The organism is Rhodococcus sp. NBC_00294 (genome assembly GCF_036163995.1).
Lineage (GTDB): Bacteria > Actinomycetota > Actinomycetes > Mycobacteriales > Mycobacteriaceae > Rhodococcoides.
Genome location: NZ_CP108043.1, coordinates 2,879,325 through 2,895,337 on the forward strand (window position 1 = coordinate 2,879,325; position 16,013 = coordinate 2,895,337).

A 16,013-nucleotide genomic window follows, 5' to 3' on the forward strand; every position below is an offset into this window, starting at 1 on the left:
CCATTCTCACGTGAGCGAGGCGACATGGTGTCTTCCACTTCCGACGTCGAGGACGGCGGTCTCGGCGATTTCGGATACAAGGAATCTCTCGACCGCAGTCTGGGCAAGTTCGCGAGTTTCGCGGCCGGCGTCAGCTACATCTCGATCCTGACCGGCACGTTCCAGCTGTTCTACTTCGGATTCGGGTCCGCGGGCCCGGCTTATCTGTGGTCCTGGCCCATCGTCTTCGTCGGGCAGATGGCCGTGGCGCTGTGTTTCATGGAACTCGCGGCCAAGTATCCGGTGGCGGGCTCGGTCTACAACTGGGCGAAGCTGCTCGGCAGCCGCATCGTCGGATGGTCGTCGGGGTGGCTCATGCTCACCGCGTCGATCGTCACGTTGTCGGCGGTGGTGCTCGCCCTGCAGGTGAACCTGCCTCGGTTGTGGTCCGGCTTCCAGCTCATCGGGGACGGCACGGGGGAGTACGACTACGCCACCAATGCCGTCGTTCTCGGCACCATCATGATCGCGTTCACGACTCTGGTGAACGCCGCGGGCATCCGGTTGATGGCGCGGATCAACAGTGCCGGCGTCTTCATCGAACTCGTCGCGGCCGTGCTCATCGCCGTGATCCTGGCGTTCAACATTCAGCGCGGCCCGGAGATCTTCTTCTCCACCAACGGGTACGGAACCGAGGAGAGTGCCGGGTACCTGGGCGCGTTCCTCGTGGCGTCGCTGGCGTCGGGCTACGTGATGTACGGCTTCGACACGGCGAGCTCGCTCGGTGAGGAGACCGTCGAACCGCGGCGTACCGCCCCCAAGGCGATCCTGCGGGCCATCCTCGCGTCGTTCGTCATCGGCGGCGCCATCCTCGTGTTCGCCGTCATGGCGGCGCCGGATCTGAACGATCCCGAGCTGGGCACGCCGCAGGGTGGACTGCAGTCCATCGTCACCTCGGTGCTGTCCGGACCCCTGGGAACGGTGTTCCTGATCTGCATCCTGGTGGCCGTCACGGTGTGCTCGCTCGCGGTGCACACGGCGGCGATCCGCCTCACCTTCGCGATGGCGCGCGACAACGCGCTGCCGTTCGGCGAGCGGCTGGCCACCGTGCATCCGAAGTACCAGACGCCCGTGGTGCCCGCCGTCGTGATCGGTCTGCTCTCGATCCTGATCCTGGTGATCAACGTGGGGCAGCCCAAGATCTTCACGGTGCTCACGTCGATCGCGATCATCATGATCTACCTGGCGTATCTGATGGTCACGGGACCGCTCTTGAAGAAGCGACTGAAGGGCGAGTGGCCGCCGAAGGACCTGAAGGAGGGTGGCTACTTCACGATGGGTCGCTGGGGTCTGCCCGTCAACATCTTTGCGGTCGTGTGGGGCGCCGGTATGGCGCTGAATCTGGCGTGGCCGCGCGAAGCCGTCTACGGGACACCCTGGTACAACACCTGGGGTGCGTTCGTCTACATCGGTGTCATCCTCGGGCTCGGATATCTGTGGTACTTCACCGTCGGTCGCGGACACATCGGTACGTTGACGTCACACGCAGCGACCACCACAGCGGGTACGGCGGAAGGCGAGAAGGTATGACGGACGCGATCTTCGACTACGTCATCGCGGGCGGTGGAACAGCGGGATGTGTTCTCGCCGCACGCCTCAGCGAGGATCCCACCGTGACCGTGTGTCTGGTCGAGGCGGGACCCACGGACGTCGGGAACGACGACATCCTGGTGCTCGACCGGTGGATGCATCTGCTCGACTCCGGCTACGACTGGGACTATCCCGTCGAGCCGCAGGAACGCGGCAACAGCTTCATGCGCCACGCGCGGGCGAAGGTGTTGGGCGGCTGCTCGTCTCACAACTCGTGCATCGCGTTCCATCCACCGGCCGGGATCCTGGACGACTGGGAGGCCATGGGCGCCACGGGCTGGAACGCCGAGTCGATCCTCCCGTACGTCTCGCGCGTCACCGGACCGGTGACGCTGCGGGACGTTCCGCCACTCGATCCGTGTGGTGCCGCCGTCCTCGAGTCCGCGGCCGGCGTGGGACTGCCGACCGTGCAGTTCAATCGCGGTGAGACGGTGCTCAACGGGGCCGGCTGGTTCCAGATCAACTCGTCCGACGACGGGTTGCGCATGTCCACCTCGCACGCGTACCTGCATCCGATCATGGCGACGCGCCCCAATCTCGAGGTCCGCACGGGTTGCTGGGTCAGCGAGATCGTCATCGACGACTCGCTCACGGCCACCGGAGTGCGGTATCAGCGTCCTGATCTGACGGGGCACGACGTCGTCTCCGCACGCCGTGAGGTCATCGTCACCGCGGGTGCGATCGACACTCCGAAACTGTTGATGCTGTCGGGAATCGGGCCCTCGGTGCACCTGCGCGAGATGGGGATTCCGGTGCGTGTCGACTCGGCGGGCGTCGGCGCGAACCTCGACGACCACGTCGAGGGCCTGGTGTTCTGGGAGGCGTCGAAGCCGATGGTCACCACGTCGTCGCAGTGGTGGGAGATCGGCCTGTTCGCCACGACCGAGGACGATCTGACGTATCCGGACGTGATGATGCACTACGGCAGCGTGCCGTTCGACATGAACACCCTGCGCTGGGGCTACCCCACCACGGACAACGGCTTCTGCCTGACTCCCAATGTGACACAGGGCCGTTCACGCGGAACCGTCCGACTGCGCTCACGCGATTTCCGTGATCGCGCCAAGGTCGATCCGCGGTACTTCACCGACAGCGAGGGGCACGACGACCGCGTGATGCTCGCGGGTCTCAAGCTCGCTCGACGCATCGCCGACCAGCCGCAGCTGAAGGACTGGATCGCCCGCGAGTTGGCGCCGGGGCCGGACGCCGTCACCGACGACGATCTCCTCGACTACGTGCATCGCACTCACAACACCGTGTATCACCCGGCCGGCACCGCGAAGATGGGTGCCGCGTCGGATCCGATGGCGGTGCTCGATCCCGAATTGCGCGTCAAGGGCGTGCACAATCTGCGGGTGGTCGATGCGTCGGCGATGCCGAAGCTGCCGGCGGTGAACCCGAACATCACGGTGATGACGATGGCGGAACGGTGTGCCGACCTCGTCACCGGCTGACACGCTCGCAGAATTCCTCGCCGGTCACTCGCCGTTCGACTCGCTGACCAGAAGCGATCTCGCCGATCTGGCGGCGACGGCGTCCACCGCCGAGTACGCGGCGGGCGACGTCGTGGTCGGACCGGGTGTCGACGACATCGACGCGGTGTGGGTGGTGTGGTCCGGCAGCGTCGACCTGCTGCACCCCGACGACGTCGACGGCGCCGCGCCGCTCGACACGATCGAGCCGGGTGGGCTGTTCGGCTTCTCGGCCATGCTCGTCGGTCTGCGCACGACCTTCACGGCGACGGCGGCGCGGCCGTCGGTCGTCGTGCGCCTGCCGGGTCCGTCCGTGCGACCGGTGTTCGCGAGCCCCGCGGGCGTGACGTACCTGGCTCGCACGATCGCGCAGTCCTTCGGCGGCCGGTCCATCGCCTCACCGAGTCCCGACGGCGCCGGTCTGTCGGCGGCGCCCGGCGGCACCGCGGCCGCCCTCGTGCGTCGTGCGGCGGCGACCGTGGACGCCGACACCTCGATCCGCGACGCGGTCTGCCTGATGACGGAGCGCGGGTCGTCGTGCGTGGTGATCCCGACGATGCGGGGCCGGTACGGCATCTTCACCGATCGAGACCTGCGGACGCGGGTGGTCGCCGCCGGTGTGCCGGTGGACACACGGATCGGATCCGTCATGACAGTGCCCGCGGCCGTGGTGGACGCGGACCGGACGCCCACCGGCGTCCTGTTCGAGATGCTCGAGCTCGGCGTGCAACACATGCCGGTCGTCGATGTCCGGGGCGGTCTGGTCGGTGTCCTCGAGAGCGCCGATCTGCTGGCCAACTCGACCACCCGCAGCTTCTCGTTGCGTCGGCACGTCGAGGCAGCCGTGTCCACCGACGCGTTGATCGAGGTGAGTGCGGGTCTGCGTCCGCTGATCGTCGATCTGTGGCGCACCGGGACCACCGCGGGGGCCGCGTCCGGGATCCTGTCCGTGGTGGTGGACGCCCTCGTCCGTCGTGCCGTGGAGCTGGCGATCGCGGCATCGCCGACCCCGCTCCGCGGCCGAGATCTCGCGTGGTTGTCGCTGGGAAGCGTCGGACGACGGGAGGCGATGCCGTCGTCCGACGTCGACAGCGCGTTGTCGTGGAGCGACGGCCTCGCCGGCCGAGAGGAGGCGCTCCGCCGCCTCGCCCGCGCCGTGCACCGCACGCTCGACGCCTGTGGACTGCCCGCCGACACCAACAACGCGATCGCGTCCAGCCCCCGCTTCGCCCGGTCGGCCTCCGCGTGGCGCGCGGCCGCGAGCGGCTGGCTCGACGACCCCCTGGGCGATCGCGGCATCGTCATGTCCTCGCTCCTGGTCGACGGCCGGGTGGTGTGGGGCGATCCCGATCTCCACTCGGTTCCGGACGCGTACCGCGAGATGGCCGTCGAGCATCCCGAGGCGCTGCGGCTCCAGCTCCGCGATGCGCTGGCCACCCGAGCACGGGTGCGGTCGGTGCGGGACGTGCTCGCGCGGCGCGGTACGACGGTGGATCTCAAGTCGCACGCGGTGTCGCCGATCGTGAACCTGGCGCGGTGGGGCGGTATGAGTGTCGGCGTCGCCTGCGCGTCGACACCCGCCCGGCTGACCGCGGCGGCGGGCAACGGATTGCTGTCGGAACTGGACTCACGCGTGCTCATCGACGTGTTCGAGCGGCTGCAGCACCTGCGTTTCGGCCATCAGGTGAACTGCCTGAGCGACGGGCGCACCCCGACTGACGTCGTGGCCCTCGGTGAGCTGACACCCCTCGAGCGCAGCATGGTGATGGACGCGATCCGGGAGATCGCGTCGGTCCAGCGCAGGGTGGGCCACGTGGCGTCCACCGTCGGTGTCCCCGTGCCCCGCGCGGTGCGCGACCGCTGACACCCGGTGCCGGATAGAATCGGACACCATCATGGCTTCTTCCGAGATCTCCGTGTCCGACACGTCCGGCACCGACGACGGCGACGACGCGGGGAGAGCGGTGACGCGCGGTACCGCGGTGCAGTCGGTCGACCGCGCTCTCGAGGTCCTCGAGATCGTCGCTCGACTCGGGACGGCCGGTGTCACGGCCATCGCCGACGAACTCGGGGTGCACAAGTCCACCGTCTCGCGGCTGCTGGGGGTGTTGGACGCCCGCGGCTTCGTGGAGCAGGTGGGTGAACGGGGCAAGTACCGGCTGGGGTTCACCATCGTCCGCCTCGCCGGGTCCGCGACGGCCGAACGCGACCTCGCGAAGGCAGCGCAGGGCATCTGCGACATGTTGGCCGAGAAGGTGGGGGAGACCACCAACCTCGCGGTGCTCGACGAGGACCGCGCCGTGAACATCGTCAAGGCTCGGTCCGAGTCCGAGGTCGCGCTGCGTACGTGGGTGGGCCAGGGCAGCCCGGTCCACGCCACGTCGAGCGGGAAGATCCTCCTCAGCGGACTGTCGCGGGACGAGGTGCGTCGGCGGCTCCCGTCCCGGTTGGACTCCTTCACGGAGACCACGGTGACCTCGTCGACCGCGCTGGAGCAGGAGCTCGAGGCGGTGCGCTCGCGGGGCTGGGCCTCGGTGCGTGAGGAACTCGAGATCGGTCTGAACGCGGTGTCCGCGCCCGTGCGTGACCACACCGGGGACGTCGTGGCTGCGCTCAGCGTCTCGGGTCCGGCCTACCGGCTCGAACCGGACGACTTCGCGTCCGTCGCGGCGGACGCGATGAGTGCGGCCCTCGAGATCAGCCGCAAGCTGGGATACGGCGGCGACTGACACCGTGACTTCTCACAGTCTCGGCGGTGAGTGTTACGAATGGAAACATACTTCAGGTATGGTTACGGAGTCCTTGACCTGATCGCCGATAGTTTCCTCGGCAGTTGGCGGTGTTGCGGTATGACCGGTCTCCACCCGCGCGGCGTGCTCGACGCACCGCCGTCGTCGGCGCTCCAGAGCGGTGTCGTCGCCGCGATCGACGCGGTGGCGCGGCGGAACCCGTCGAGTCTCGCGCTGGTCTCACCCGCCGACTCGATCACCTACGGCGAGCTCGCCGTGGCCGCCAGAAACCGCGGAGCCGCGCTGCGCCGTGCCCACGCCGGCGACCGCGTCCCGCTCGCCGTACTCGCCGACGGCTCGGTCGACGCGGTCACCTCCGTCCTGGCCGTCCTCGCCTCCGGACATCCCCTGTTCGCCGTCGACGCCGAACTTCCCGACGTGCTCCGCGCGCACGCCTGCGCGGCCGTCGGTGCCGTACCGGCCGCGTCGGTGACGTTCGATGCTCGTCGCGACGCCGTCGTGGATCACGAGGGTGTCTGGTGGGAGTCGCCCGCCTGGGATCAGGGTCTCACCGAAGCCGGCCGGCCCACCGCACTCGACACCTGGCGGCCCGCCCTCGTCGCGCTCGGTCCGGGCACGACCGGACGCGTCACCGTCACGCACGAGGAGTTGGCCGCGTCGGTGTCCGATCTCGCCGTCCGTGCGGGTCTCGCGCCGGGCACTCTCTTCGACCTGTCTCACCCGTCGGCCTCGGTCGCGGGTCTCGTCGGACTTCTGGCCGGTCTGGTCACCGGCTGCACCGTCAGCGCGCCCGGACGGGGATTTCCCGCGGCGGTGTGACGCCCGGGCCTCCGGTGCGATGCACGTCCGCGTCCGTCGGGGCACACTGTGGCGGTGACCGACGCCGCAGATCAGCCTGCACACCCGACCGTCGAGCACTCTCGGCTCGCCGAATCGCCCGGAGCACAGAGCGCCTGGCGTACCTGGGGCCCGTATCTCGCGGGCCGTCAGTGGGGCACCGTGCGCGAGGACTACTCCGAGGACGGCAACGCCTGGGAGTCCTTCCCCTTCGACCACGCCCGCTCGCGCGCCTACCGATGGGGCGAAGACGGCCTCGGGGGCATCTGCGACCGCTTCGGCTTCCTCAATTTCTCGGTGGCCCTGTGGAACCGGCGCGATCCGATCCTCAAGGAGCGGCTGTTCGGACTCACCAACGGTGAGGGCAATCACGGCGAGGACGCCAAGGAGTACTGGTGGGCGCTCGACGGAACGCCCACCCACAGCTGGATGACGTGGCTCTACCGCTACCCGCAGGCCGAGTACCCCTACGAGGGGCTGCGTGAGGCGAGCCGCGCGCGCACACGCATGGACCGCGAGTTCGAACTGGCCGACACCGGGGTGCTGGACGAGAACCGGTTCTTCGACGTGGTCGTCACCTACGCCAAGGCGTCGCCGGACGACGTGTGCATCGTCGTCGACGTCACCAATCACGGGCCCGAGGCCGCATCGGTCGACGTGGTGCCGCATCTGTGGTTGCGCAACACGTGGTCCTGGGGGCGCGACGATCGCACCGCCTCCATCGTCGACGTCACGGCGGACGCGCTTCCCGGAGACATGGCCGTGGTGCGTGCGGAGCACGGTTTTCTCGGCCGGTACCACCTCGCCGCTCAGGGTGATGCGCGAGTGCTGTTCTGCGACAACGAGACGAATGCGGTGGAGCTGTTCGGCGCCGCGGAGAACCTCTCGGCCTGGACGAAGGACGGCATCGGTCGGCGCATCGTCGAGGGCGACGAGTCGGCCGTCAATCCGGACGGCACGGGGACGAAGAGTGCGTTCTGGTACTCGCTCGACGACGTGGCGCCCGGCGAGACCCGCAGCATCCGTCTCCGGTTGAGCACCGCGGTGCCGGACTCGTTCACGTTCGGCCCCGGCTTCGACGCGGTCCTCGCCGACCGACGGTACGAGGCGGACCAGTTCTACGACCACGTCATCGGCCCGGATCTGTCCGCGGCCGACCGCCACGTCGCACGGCGCGCCTACGCCGGCCTGCTGTGGTGCAAACAGCTCTACCGCTACGACGTACGCGAGTGGGCGCAGGGTGATCCGGTGGGAGCGTCGGCGCCGCAGTCGCGACTCGACGCGACCGCCCGCAACCATGCCTGGTCGCACTTCTCGCTCGCGGACGTCGTCTCCATGCCGGACGAGTGGGAGTACCCGTGGTTCGCCGCATGGGATCTCGCCTTCCACACCATCCCGCTGGCGCACGTCGACCCGGACTTCGCCAAGGAACAGCTCGTGCTCATGTGTCGCGAGTGGGCGATGCACCCCAACGGTCAACTGCCCGCGTACGAGTGGGAGTTCGGAGACGTCAACCCGCCGGTCCACGCCTGGGCGGTGTGGCAGGTCTACCGCATCGACGGACACCGCGACCGTGAGTTCCTGGTCCGGGTGTTCACCAAGCTGCTGTTGAACTTCTCGTGGTGGGTCAACCGCAAGGACGCGGGCGGCTCCAACATCTTCGAGGGCGGCTTCCTCGGGATGGACAACATCGGGATGTTCAACCGCTCGGAACCACTGCCTCCCGGTTTCCGACTCGAGCAGTCCGACGCGACCAGTTGGATGGCGTTCTACTGCCAGCAGATGTTCAAGATCGCGATCGAACTGGCACGCCACGACTCCGCCTGGGACGACGTCGCGACGAAGTTCTTCGCGCACTTCCTGTCCATCGCGGAGGCCGTGGGATCCTTCGGGTCGGCGCAGATGTCGCTGTGGCACGAGGAGGACGGATTCTTCTACGACGTCCTCGCCCCACCGCACGGTGACGCGGTGCCGCTGCGGGTGCGCTCGATGGTGGGCCTCCTGCCGATCCTGGGGGCCACCGAGATCCCGTCGTGGGTGCCGAAGGAGTGTCCGGACTTGACGTCTCGCTTGCGGTGGTTGCAGCACCGGAGACCGGATCTGGTGTCCCCGATGATGTCGCGCAACGACAACGGGACCTGGCGCATGCTCCTCGCCCTCGTCGATCCCGATCGGCTGCGGCGCATCCTCGAGCGCATGTTCGACAGCGACGAGTTCCTGTCGTCCTTCGGTATCCGGTCGCTGTCCGCGTCCTACCGCGACGGCGTCACGATGGAGGTCGAGGGCCGATCACTGTCCATCGAGTACGAGCCGGGGGAGTCCCGCACGTCGATGTTCGGCGGGAACTCGAACTGGCGTGGTCCGGTGTGGTTCCCCGTCAACGTGCTGCTTGCCGACAAGCTCCGCGCCTATGGTCGCTACTTCGGCGACACGTTCACCATCGAGATCCCCACCGGGTCCGGCGTGCAGCGCACCCTGGTCGAGGCCGCCGAGATCATCGAGAACGGCCTCGCGGACCTGTTCCGCGTGCGCGGATCCGGTCGGCCGTCGGACGGCGATCGCATCGAGTCCTCGGACGATCCGCTGTGGTCGGAGCATCCGACCTTCAGCGAGTACTTCGACGGGGACACCGGAGAGGGGCTCGGCGCCAGCCATCAGACCGGCTGGACCGCGCTGGTCGCGCATCTTCTCAATCCCAGAGTGCCGCAACCGCCGACGCCGCCGGGTTAACGTGGCGGCATGAAGATTCGCGGAGCTGTCCTGGAAGAGATCGGCCGTTCGCGGCCGTTCGCGGAGTCGCGTCCCCTGACGGTGTCCGAGCTCGAGCTCGATCCTCCCGGCGAGGGGGAGATCCTCGTACGCATCGAGGCGGCGGGGTTGTGCCATTCCGATCTGTCGGTGGTCGACGGCAACCGCGTGCGCCCCGTCCCGATGCTGCTGGGGCACGAGGCCGCGGGCATCGTCGAGGGCGTCGGCCCGGGGGTCGATCTCGCGCTCGGCACGCGCGTGGTGATGACCTTCCTGCCTCGATGCGGTGAGTGCTCGGGGTGCCGGTCGAACGGGCGCACACCGTGCATCCCCGGCAGCGCGGCCAACAACGCCGGCACTCTGCTCGGCGGAGACGTGCGGCTGCGCCGCGACGGCGTCGAGATCAAGCACCATCTCGGGGTGTCCGGTTTCGCGACGCACACGGTGGTGGACCGCCGGTCGGTGGTGCCCGTGGGCGACGACGTCCCGCCGGCCGTCGCCGCGGTGCTCGGGTGCGCGGTGCTCACCGGCGGCGGCGCACTGCTGAACGCCGCGTCCCCCACCGAGGGCGACACCATCATGGTGGTGGGGCTCGGCGGAGTGGGCATGGCCGCGGTGCTCACCGCGGCCTCGCTCGGACTGGGCGACGTCATCGGGGTCGATTCGATGCCGGAGAAGCTGGAGACGGCCCGCGAGTTGGGCGCCACGTCCGTGTACACCCCGCAGGAATTGGCCGAGTCCGGCGTGCGTGCCCAGATCGTCGTGGAGGCCGCCGGCAACGCGCGCGCCTTCGAGACCGCTCTCGCTGCCACGGCTCCGGGCGGCACCACCGTGACAGTGGGCCTGCCGTCGCCGGACGCCCGAGCGTCGATCTCGCCCCTCACGCTCGTGGCCGAGGCGCGGACCATCGTCGGGAGCTACCTCGGGTCCGCCGTTCCCGAACGGGACATTCCGACGTACGAGCAGATGTGGCGCGAGGGCCGCTTCCCGGTGGAGAAACTGGTGTCCTCACGCATCACGCTCGACGGGATCAACCGGGCGATGGACGAACTGGCGGACGGCAAGGCGATTCGTCAGGTCATCGAGTTCGACCACTAGGCTGTCCCCGACGGTTCCAGGTGAGGGGTGAACAGGTGACAGAGGCGATACGTGTCGGAGTACTCGGCGCGGCCGGCAAGGTCGGCCAAGCGGTGTGCGAGGCCGTCGAGGCCGCGGCCGACACGGAGCTCGTCGCTCGCGTGGACAAGGACGACCGGCTCGAGACGTTCGCCGAGAACGGCGCGCAGGTCGTGGTCGACTTCACCCATCCCAGTGTCGTCATGGACAACCTGCAGTACCTGATCGGCGCCGGGATCCATGCCGTCGTGGGCACCACCGGGTTCGACGACGAGCGACTCGATCAGGTGCGGTCCTGGCTCGCGGACTCGCCCGCGACCGGAGTGCTCATCGCTCCCAACTTCGCCATCGGCGCCGTGCTGTCGATGGCGTTCGCGCAGCAGGCGGCACGCTTCTTCGACTCGGTCGAGGTGATCGAGCTGCACCACCCGAACAAGGCGGACGCGCCGTCCGGCACCGCGTACCGCACGGCGGCGCTCATCGCGGACGCGCGGCGCGCGGCGGGAGTGGGCCCGAGTCCCGACGCGACCACCACCGAACTCGACGGTGCGCGCGGCGCCGACGTCGACGGAGTGCGTGTGCACTCCGTGCGCCTCGCCGGTCTGGTGGCGCACCAGGAGGTGCTCCTGGGAACGCAGGGCGAGACTCTCACCATCAGGCACGACTCGATCGACCGCACCTCCTTCACTCCCGGTGTGCTGCTGGGCGTCCGGTCCATCGCGGCGCGGCCCGGGTTGACGTTGGGCATCGAACCGCTGATGGATCTGTGATGAGCAGCGGGAAGTCCGGAGGACGGTCGGCGTGAGCAAGTATTCGCGAGTGGTCGCGATCATCGCCGTGATGGTGTTGGTTCTCGGCGTCTACTTCGTCATTCTGGGCGGGCGGGGGATCGACTTCATCCAGCTCGGCGGTCCGGTGAACATCGGGCTGGGTATCGGTGTGCTGATCCTTCCGCTGCTGGGCCTGTGGATCGTGGCGGCGACGCTGCGGGCGGGTTTCCGGCACCAGCACCTCGCCCGTCGGATCCACGACGAGAATCTCGAGCTGGACGTCGACGACCTTCCGCGCATGCCGTCCGGGCGCATCGAGCGCGGCGCGGCGGATTCGCTCTTCGCGGACGTCAAGGCGGAGTACGAGAAGTCGCCCGACGACTGGCGCACGAACTACCGTCTCGCCCGTGCGTACGACTACGCGGGCGATCGCGGGCGCGCACGCGAGATCATGCGGCGCGCCGTGGAACTCGAGCGCACCGAGAGCGCGTGACCGTCCTGCTGGTGGTGCACCACACGGTGTCGCCGCCCATGGCGGAGATGCTGGAGGCGGTGCTGGCCGGGGCGCGGAGTCCCGACATCGAGGGTGTCGACGTCCGGGTGCGCCCGGCCCTGGGTGCCACGATCGCCGACGTGGTCGACGCGGACGGCATCCTCCTCGGCACTCCCGCGAACTTCGGGTACATGTCCGGTGCTCTCAAGCATTTCCTCGACACGGTGTACTACCCGACGCTCGGGTCGATGAACGGAAAGCCTTGGGGCGCCTGGGTGTACGGCAACAACGACACTGCGGGCGCGGTGCGCGCACTGACGAGCATCGTGAGCGGATGGGGCCTCGAGCCGGCCGCGGTGCCCGTCGAGGTGACCGGGTTCGACGCCGCTGCGCGGGAACGGCTCGTCGAACTCGGTGGCACGGTGGCCGCGACGATCATGCCTGCCTGATCACTCCGGAAGGGTCAGCGGGGATGCGGGATCCGGCGCGCTCTCGACGAACGCCGGCGGGTTCGCCGTGTCGAACGTGGTGGGCAGGGTCGCGCACGTCGCGCCGGGCTCCGGGAAAGTGTTCGGATTCAGGCGCAGTGCCGAGACGAAACGGTCGATGCGCTCGTCGTCGCTGCTCTCCACTGCCAGGCGATGCCCCCACGACTGCAGCGAGATCCGGCGATCCATGCCCGGATACGGCGACATCATCAGGTACGGCTCGCCCTCCACCCGCGCGGCCAGCGCTGCGATCTCGCTGTCGTCGAGCGCTGCGGGGTCGTATGCGATCCACACGGCACCGTGTTCGAGGGAGTGCACCATGTTCTCGGTGCGCACGGCCTCCGGATAGACCACGCCGGTGCACGTCGCCCACGCGTTGTCGTGTCGACCACCCATCGGCGGTGAGAAGGCGTACGCCACACGGTAGTTCGGCAGTACGTGGTAGGCGGGCGGGTAGTCGACCACCTCGATGCCGTCGAGCGCGAGAGAGGGGTCGGGATTGTCGGCGGTGGGCACCCACGCGTCGGCCGTCGGACGTCCCTCGACGGCCCTGCCGCAGCCCCCGGCGAGGAGGGCGGCCGACAGGATCAGGGGAACGAGCGCCGACCGATGCATGATTCGAGAGTATCCGTCCGGCCGCACCGTCCTGCTCGTCAGCCGTTCCGCACCACCGCGACGACGAAGACGCGTCGGAACGGGAAGAAGGTGGTCCCGTCGGATCGTGCCGGGTAGGCCTCGGCCAACAACGGAGCGAGGTCGTCGCGGAACTCGTCCCGACCCTTCTCGTCGAGGAGGTCGAAGATCGGGGTGAGAGCGGTGCCGGAGACCCAGTCGAGAACGGGCCGGGCACCACGGAGTTGCTGGACGTACGTGGTCTCCCAGGCGTCCACGGCGCAACCCCGGGCGGCCAGCAGGTCGGCGTACTGCTCGGGATCGTCCACGGCGTTCGCGTGCCGCAGCTCGAGAGTGGGAAGTCGCGGTGCCCAGGCGTCCGATGTCGCGAGGTCCCGGATGATGCGGTGCGACGGTGCATCGAAATTGCCGGGCATCTGGACGGCGATCACGGCACCGTCCGGCAACTGGCCGGGCCAGCGCGCCAGCAGTTCCCGGTGTTCGGGCACCCACTGCAGAGTCGCGTTGGAGACGACGACGTCGGTGTCGGAGGACGGCACCCAGTCCCGCACGTCGAGCACGGTGGCGTCCAGACCGGCAGCGCGCGCGGCCGCGACCATGTCCGGCGAGTTGTCCGACGCCTCGACGGCGGCGTCCGGCCAGCGGTGCGCGAGCAACGCCGTCGCATTGCCCGGGCCGCAGCCGAGATCGGCGACGCGCCGGGGACTCCCGACAGAGATGCGTGCGAGCAGTTCGCGGAACGGACGGGTGCGCTCGTCGGCGAAGGTGAGGTAGTCGGACGGGCTCCACATGATGGCTCCTTCGACGGGCCGGCAAACAGTACGCTTGTACTGTTACGCACGTTACGCCGGAGTGAGCAGTACTGTCCACCGGCGCTACGGTCGCTGGACACGTGAGGGTGAGGAGGCTGCCGGTGCCGCACACGAGTGCGCCGCGATCAGGTGTGGCGTTGCTCGTCGTCGCCGCCGTGCTGTGGGGGACCGGCGGTGTTCTCGGAACCGCGCTGGGTCGCTCCGCGGACCTCCCGTCCACCGCGGTCGCCGCGTACCGGCTCGGCCTCGGCGGGCTGATGCTCCTCGCGGTCGTGGCCGCGACCGGGGGCGTCCTGCCGCGCGGCCGACCTGTGTGGAGTCGCATCGCCGTCATCGGAACACTCGCCGCGGTCTTCCAGGGTGCCTACTTCGCAGCCACCGTCACGGCGGGCGTGGCGGCCGCGACCCTGGTGACCATCGGGTCGGCTCCGGTGGTGGTCGTCCTCGTGGAGTCGCTGACGGCACGTCGCCGCCCGGCGGGTGCCGTCGTGCGGACCGTCGTCGTCGGTGTCGCGGGGCTCGGGCTACTCGTCGGTTCCCCGGCCGACGGCGATCTGCGGTCCACCGTCGTGGGCGGCGCTCTGGCGGTGGTGTCGGGCAGTGCGTTCGCGACGATGACCCTCGTCGGTCGTCGACATGCCGCGCAGGGCGACGACACCGTCGTCACCGGATGGTCGTTCGTGCTGGGCGGGGCGCTGCTCGCGGTGGCAGCGACAGCCACGGACCGCACGGCGCTGCTCCCGGTCGTGTCGGTGACGAGCATTCTCCTCGTGCTCAGCTTCGCCCTCGTCCCGACGGCTGTGGCCTACAGCGCGTACTTCCGCGGACTGCGGACCGCGGCGGCGTCGACGGCGGCGGTCGTCGCACTCCTCGAACCTCTCACCGGTACCGTCCTCGCAGTGATCCTGCTGGACGAACGACTCACGGCGGTGGGCGCCGTCGGTGCGGTGCTGCTCCTGGTGTCCGTCGTCGACGCCGGAGTGACCCACGCCCGGACGAACGCAGGCGGTGCCCGTGCGTGAGCTGTCCGCTGCGGCTGCGCGTCGCACGGCCGTCGCGGCCCAGGGCTTCGGTCGAGCGCGGTCCGGTGCGGTCTCCGGCAGGCGCGCGGTGGCGGGTGTGGTGCGCTCGACGAAGTTGCTGCAGATCGATTCGGTGTCCGCGGCGGTGCGGGCGCACTACGCGCCGGTGTTCAGTCGTGTCGGCCCCTACGACCGTCAGGCGCTGGACGATGCGGCATGGACCGACACGGCGCGATCGCCGCGCCTGCTCGTCGAGTACTGGGCGCACGAGGCGGCATTCCTGCCCGTCGCCGACTGGCCGCTGATGCGGTGGCGGATGGATCAGTACGAGCACGGTCGGTGGGGCGGCGCCGCGAGGGTCGCTGCGCGCAGTCCCGGACTGGTGGAGGACGTGCTCGACGCGATCCGCGACCAGGGGCCCGTCACCGCGCGAGAGCTCGAAGTTCTGTTGGATCGCCGGAGACCCGGCCCCAAGGGGCCGTGGTGGGACCACAGTGACGTCAAGGTGGTGTGCGAACAGCTCTTCGCCGGCGGCATGTTGTCGGTACCGCGGCGGGAACGGTTCACGAGGCTGTACGACCTCGCCGAGCGCGTGCTGCCCCCGGACGTCGTGTCGCGACGGGTGGACGAGGTGGACGCGGTGCGTCAGCTCGTCGAGAAGTCGGCCGAGGCGATGGGGGTTGCCACGGCGGCCGACCTGCGCGATCACTACCGGCTGTCGGCGGCCCAGACCACTCGGGCCGTGGCCGACCTGGTGGACGCGGGCGTGCTGGTGCCCGTGACCGTGACCGGGTGGCGGGATCAGGCCTTCCTGCATCGAGACACCCGGGTACCGCGGTCGGTCGAGTCGGCCGCACTGCTGTGCCCGTTCGACCCGCTGATCTTCGGGCGTCCGCGCACCGAGCGTCTCTTCGACTTCCACTACCGCATCGAGATCTACACGCCCGAGCCGAAGCGGACGTACGGGTACTACGTCTTCCCGTTCCTGCTGCACGACGAGCTCGTCGCCCGCGTCGACATCCGGGTCGATCGCTCCGCCGGAGTGCTCACGGTGCCCGGTGCGTTCACCGAGCCCTCCGTCGACGCCCGCGGCCGCCGTGGCGAGGTGGCGGCGGCGCTGGCCGCGTCGGTGACGGAGATGGCGCGATGGCTGGACGTGGCCGACGTCGTGGTCGGTGACCGTGGTGATCTCGCGGCCGACCTGGGCCGCGAGGTACGCGCCGTCTCTCGATGACGCCGCCAC

Annotated in this window: 14 protein-coding genes; 12 read left to right on the plus strand and 2 right to left on the minus strand. The window is 69.3% G+C overall.

What is annotated here, in order from left to right:
- Positions 1-24: 24 nt before the first annotated feature.
- The 10 genes from OHB23_RS13505 (at position 25) to OHB23_RS13550 (ending at position 12,264) form a co-directional block, all read left to right on the plus strand.
- Positions 25-1,569 (plus strand): APC family permease, encoded by a 1,545-nt coding sequence (locus tag OHB23_RS13505; RefSeq protein WP_027505096.1) that lies wholly within the window; start codon positions 25-27, stop codon positions 1,567-1,569.
- Positions 1,566-3,083 carry a GMC family oxidoreductase gene (locus OHB23_RS13510; RefSeq protein ID WP_027505097.1) on the plus strand — a complete coding sequence of 506 codons (1,518 nt, stop codon included), beginning with the start codon at positions 1,566-1,568 and terminating at the stop codon, positions 3,081-3,083. Before OHB23_RS13505 ends, OHB23_RS13510 begins: the two co-directional genes overlap by 4 nt.
- A complete protein-coding gene (locus OHB23_RS13515) occupies positions 3,061-4,965 on the plus strand; it encodes a DUF294 nucleotidyltransferase-like domain-containing protein (RefSeq protein ID WP_328809704.1) in 1,905 nt (634 codons plus the stop codon). Before OHB23_RS13510 ends, OHB23_RS13515 begins: the two co-directional genes overlap by 23 nt.
- Positions 4,966-4,996: 31 nt before the next feature.
- Positions 4,997-5,830 (plus strand): IclR family transcriptional regulator, encoded by an 834-nt coding sequence (locus OHB23_RS13520; protein WP_037185313.1) that lies wholly within the window; start codon positions 4,997-4,999, stop codon positions 5,828-5,830.
- A gap of 120 nt (positions 5,831-5,950) precedes the next feature.
- Positions 5,951-6,670, plus strand: a complete 720-nt coding sequence (locus OHB23_RS13525) for an AMP-binding protein (RefSeq protein WP_222637672.1) — start codon at positions 5,951-5,953, stop codon at positions 6,668-6,670.
- Between the two features lie 54 nt (positions 6,671-6,724).
- Positions 6,725-9,418 (plus strand): MGH1-like glycoside hydrolase domain-containing protein, encoded by a 2,694-nt coding sequence (locus OHB23_RS13530; RefSeq protein WP_027505101.1) that lies wholly within the window; start codon positions 6,725-6,727, stop codon positions 9,416-9,418.
- A gap of 9 nt (positions 9,419-9,427) precedes the next feature.
- Complete coding sequence (locus OHB23_RS13535; RefSeq protein ID WP_056444936.1) at positions 9,428-10,534, plus strand: zinc-binding dehydrogenase; 1,107 nt, start codon at positions 9,428-9,430, stop codon at positions 10,532-10,534.
- 35 nt (positions 10,535-10,569) lie between these two features.
- Complete coding sequence (gene dapB, locus OHB23_RS13540; protein WP_027505103.1) at positions 10,570-11,322, plus strand: 4-hydroxy-tetrahydrodipicolinate reductase; 753 nt, start codon at positions 10,570-10,572, stop codon at positions 11,320-11,322.
- 70 nt (positions 11,323-11,392) lie between these two features.
- Entirely contained in the window at positions 11,393-11,815 is a 423-nt protein-coding gene (locus OHB23_RS13545) for a hypothetical protein (protein ID WP_197027766.1), read from the plus strand.
- The gene (locus OHB23_RS13550; protein WP_328809705.1) at positions 11,812-12,264 is read left to right on the plus strand and encodes a flavodoxin family protein; all 453 of its coding nucleotides are present in this window, start codon (positions 11,812-11,814) and stop codon (positions 12,262-12,264) included. Before OHB23_RS13545 ends, OHB23_RS13550 begins: the two co-directional genes overlap by 4 nt.
- Here the strand turns inward: OHB23_RS13550 and OHB23_RS13555 are convergent, their stop codons facing one another.
- Together OHB23_RS13555 and OHB23_RS13560 are read right to left on the minus strand one after the other, a co-directional pair.
- A complete protein-coding gene (locus OHB23_RS13555) occupies positions 12,265-12,918 on the minus strand; it encodes a DUF3105 domain-containing protein (RefSeq protein ID WP_328809706.1) in 654 nt (217 codons plus the stop codon).
- Positions 12,919-12,956: 38 nt separating this feature from the next.
- Complete coding sequence (locus tag OHB23_RS13560) at positions 12,957-13,727, minus strand: trans-aconitate 2-methyltransferase (protein WP_056444928.1); 771 nt, start codon at positions 13,725-13,727, stop codon at positions 12,957-12,959.
- Positions 13,728-13,849: 122 nt separating this feature from the next.
- Between OHB23_RS13560 and OHB23_RS13565 the strand changes: the two genes are divergently transcribed.
- Together OHB23_RS13565 and OHB23_RS13570 are read left to right on the plus strand one after the other, a co-directional pair.
- Entirely contained in the window at positions 13,850-14,770 is a 921-nt protein-coding gene (locus OHB23_RS13565) for a DMT family transporter (RefSeq protein ID WP_328809707.1), read from the plus strand.
- On the plus strand, positions 14,763-16,004 hold the full coding sequence (locus OHB23_RS13570) for a winged helix-turn-helix domain-containing protein (protein WP_328809708.1): 1,242 nt from the start codon (positions 14,763-14,765) through the stop codon (positions 16,002-16,004). The genes OHB23_RS13565 and OHB23_RS13570 overlap by 8 nt, the downstream gene beginning before the upstream one ends.
- The last annotated feature ends 9 nt before the right edge of the window (positions 16,005-16,013 follow it).

What these genes read in the sequence shown, in the direction of transcription:
- OHB23_RS13505 (WP_027505096.1), top strand. Translation starts at nt 25, where the DNA reads ATGGTGTCTTCCACTTCCGACGTCGAGGACGGCGGTCTCGGCGATTTC.
- OHB23_RS13510 (WP_027505097.1), top strand. Translation starts at nt 1,566, where the DNA reads ATGACGGACGCGATCTTCGACTACGTCATCGCGGGCGGTGGAACAGCG.
- OHB23_RS13520 (WP_037185313.1), top strand. Translation starts at nt 4,997, where the DNA reads ATGGCTTCTTCCGAGATCTCCGTGTCCGACACGTCCGGCACCGACGAC.
- OHB23_RS13525 (WP_222637672.1), top strand. Translation starts at nt 5,951, where the DNA reads ATGACCGGTCTCCACCCGCGCGGCGTGCTCGACGCACCGCCGTCGTCG.
- OHB23_RS13535 (WP_056444936.1), top strand. Translation starts at nt 9,428, where the DNA reads ATGAAGATTCGCGGAGCTGTCCTGGAAGAGATCGGCCGTTCGCGGCCG.
- OHB23_RS13545 (WP_197027766.1), top strand. Translation starts at nt 11,393, where the DNA reads ATGGTGTTGGTTCTCGGCGTCTACTTCGTCATTCTGGGCGGGCGGGGG.
- OHB23_RS13555 (WP_328809706.1), bottom strand. Translation starts at nt 12,918, where the DNA reads ATGCATCGGTCGGCGCTCGTTCCCCTGATCCTGTCGGCCGCCCTCCTC.
- OHB23_RS13560 (WP_056444928.1), bottom strand. Translation starts at nt 13,727, where the DNA reads ATGTGGAGCCCGTCCGACTACCTCACCTTCGCCGACGAGCGCACCCGT.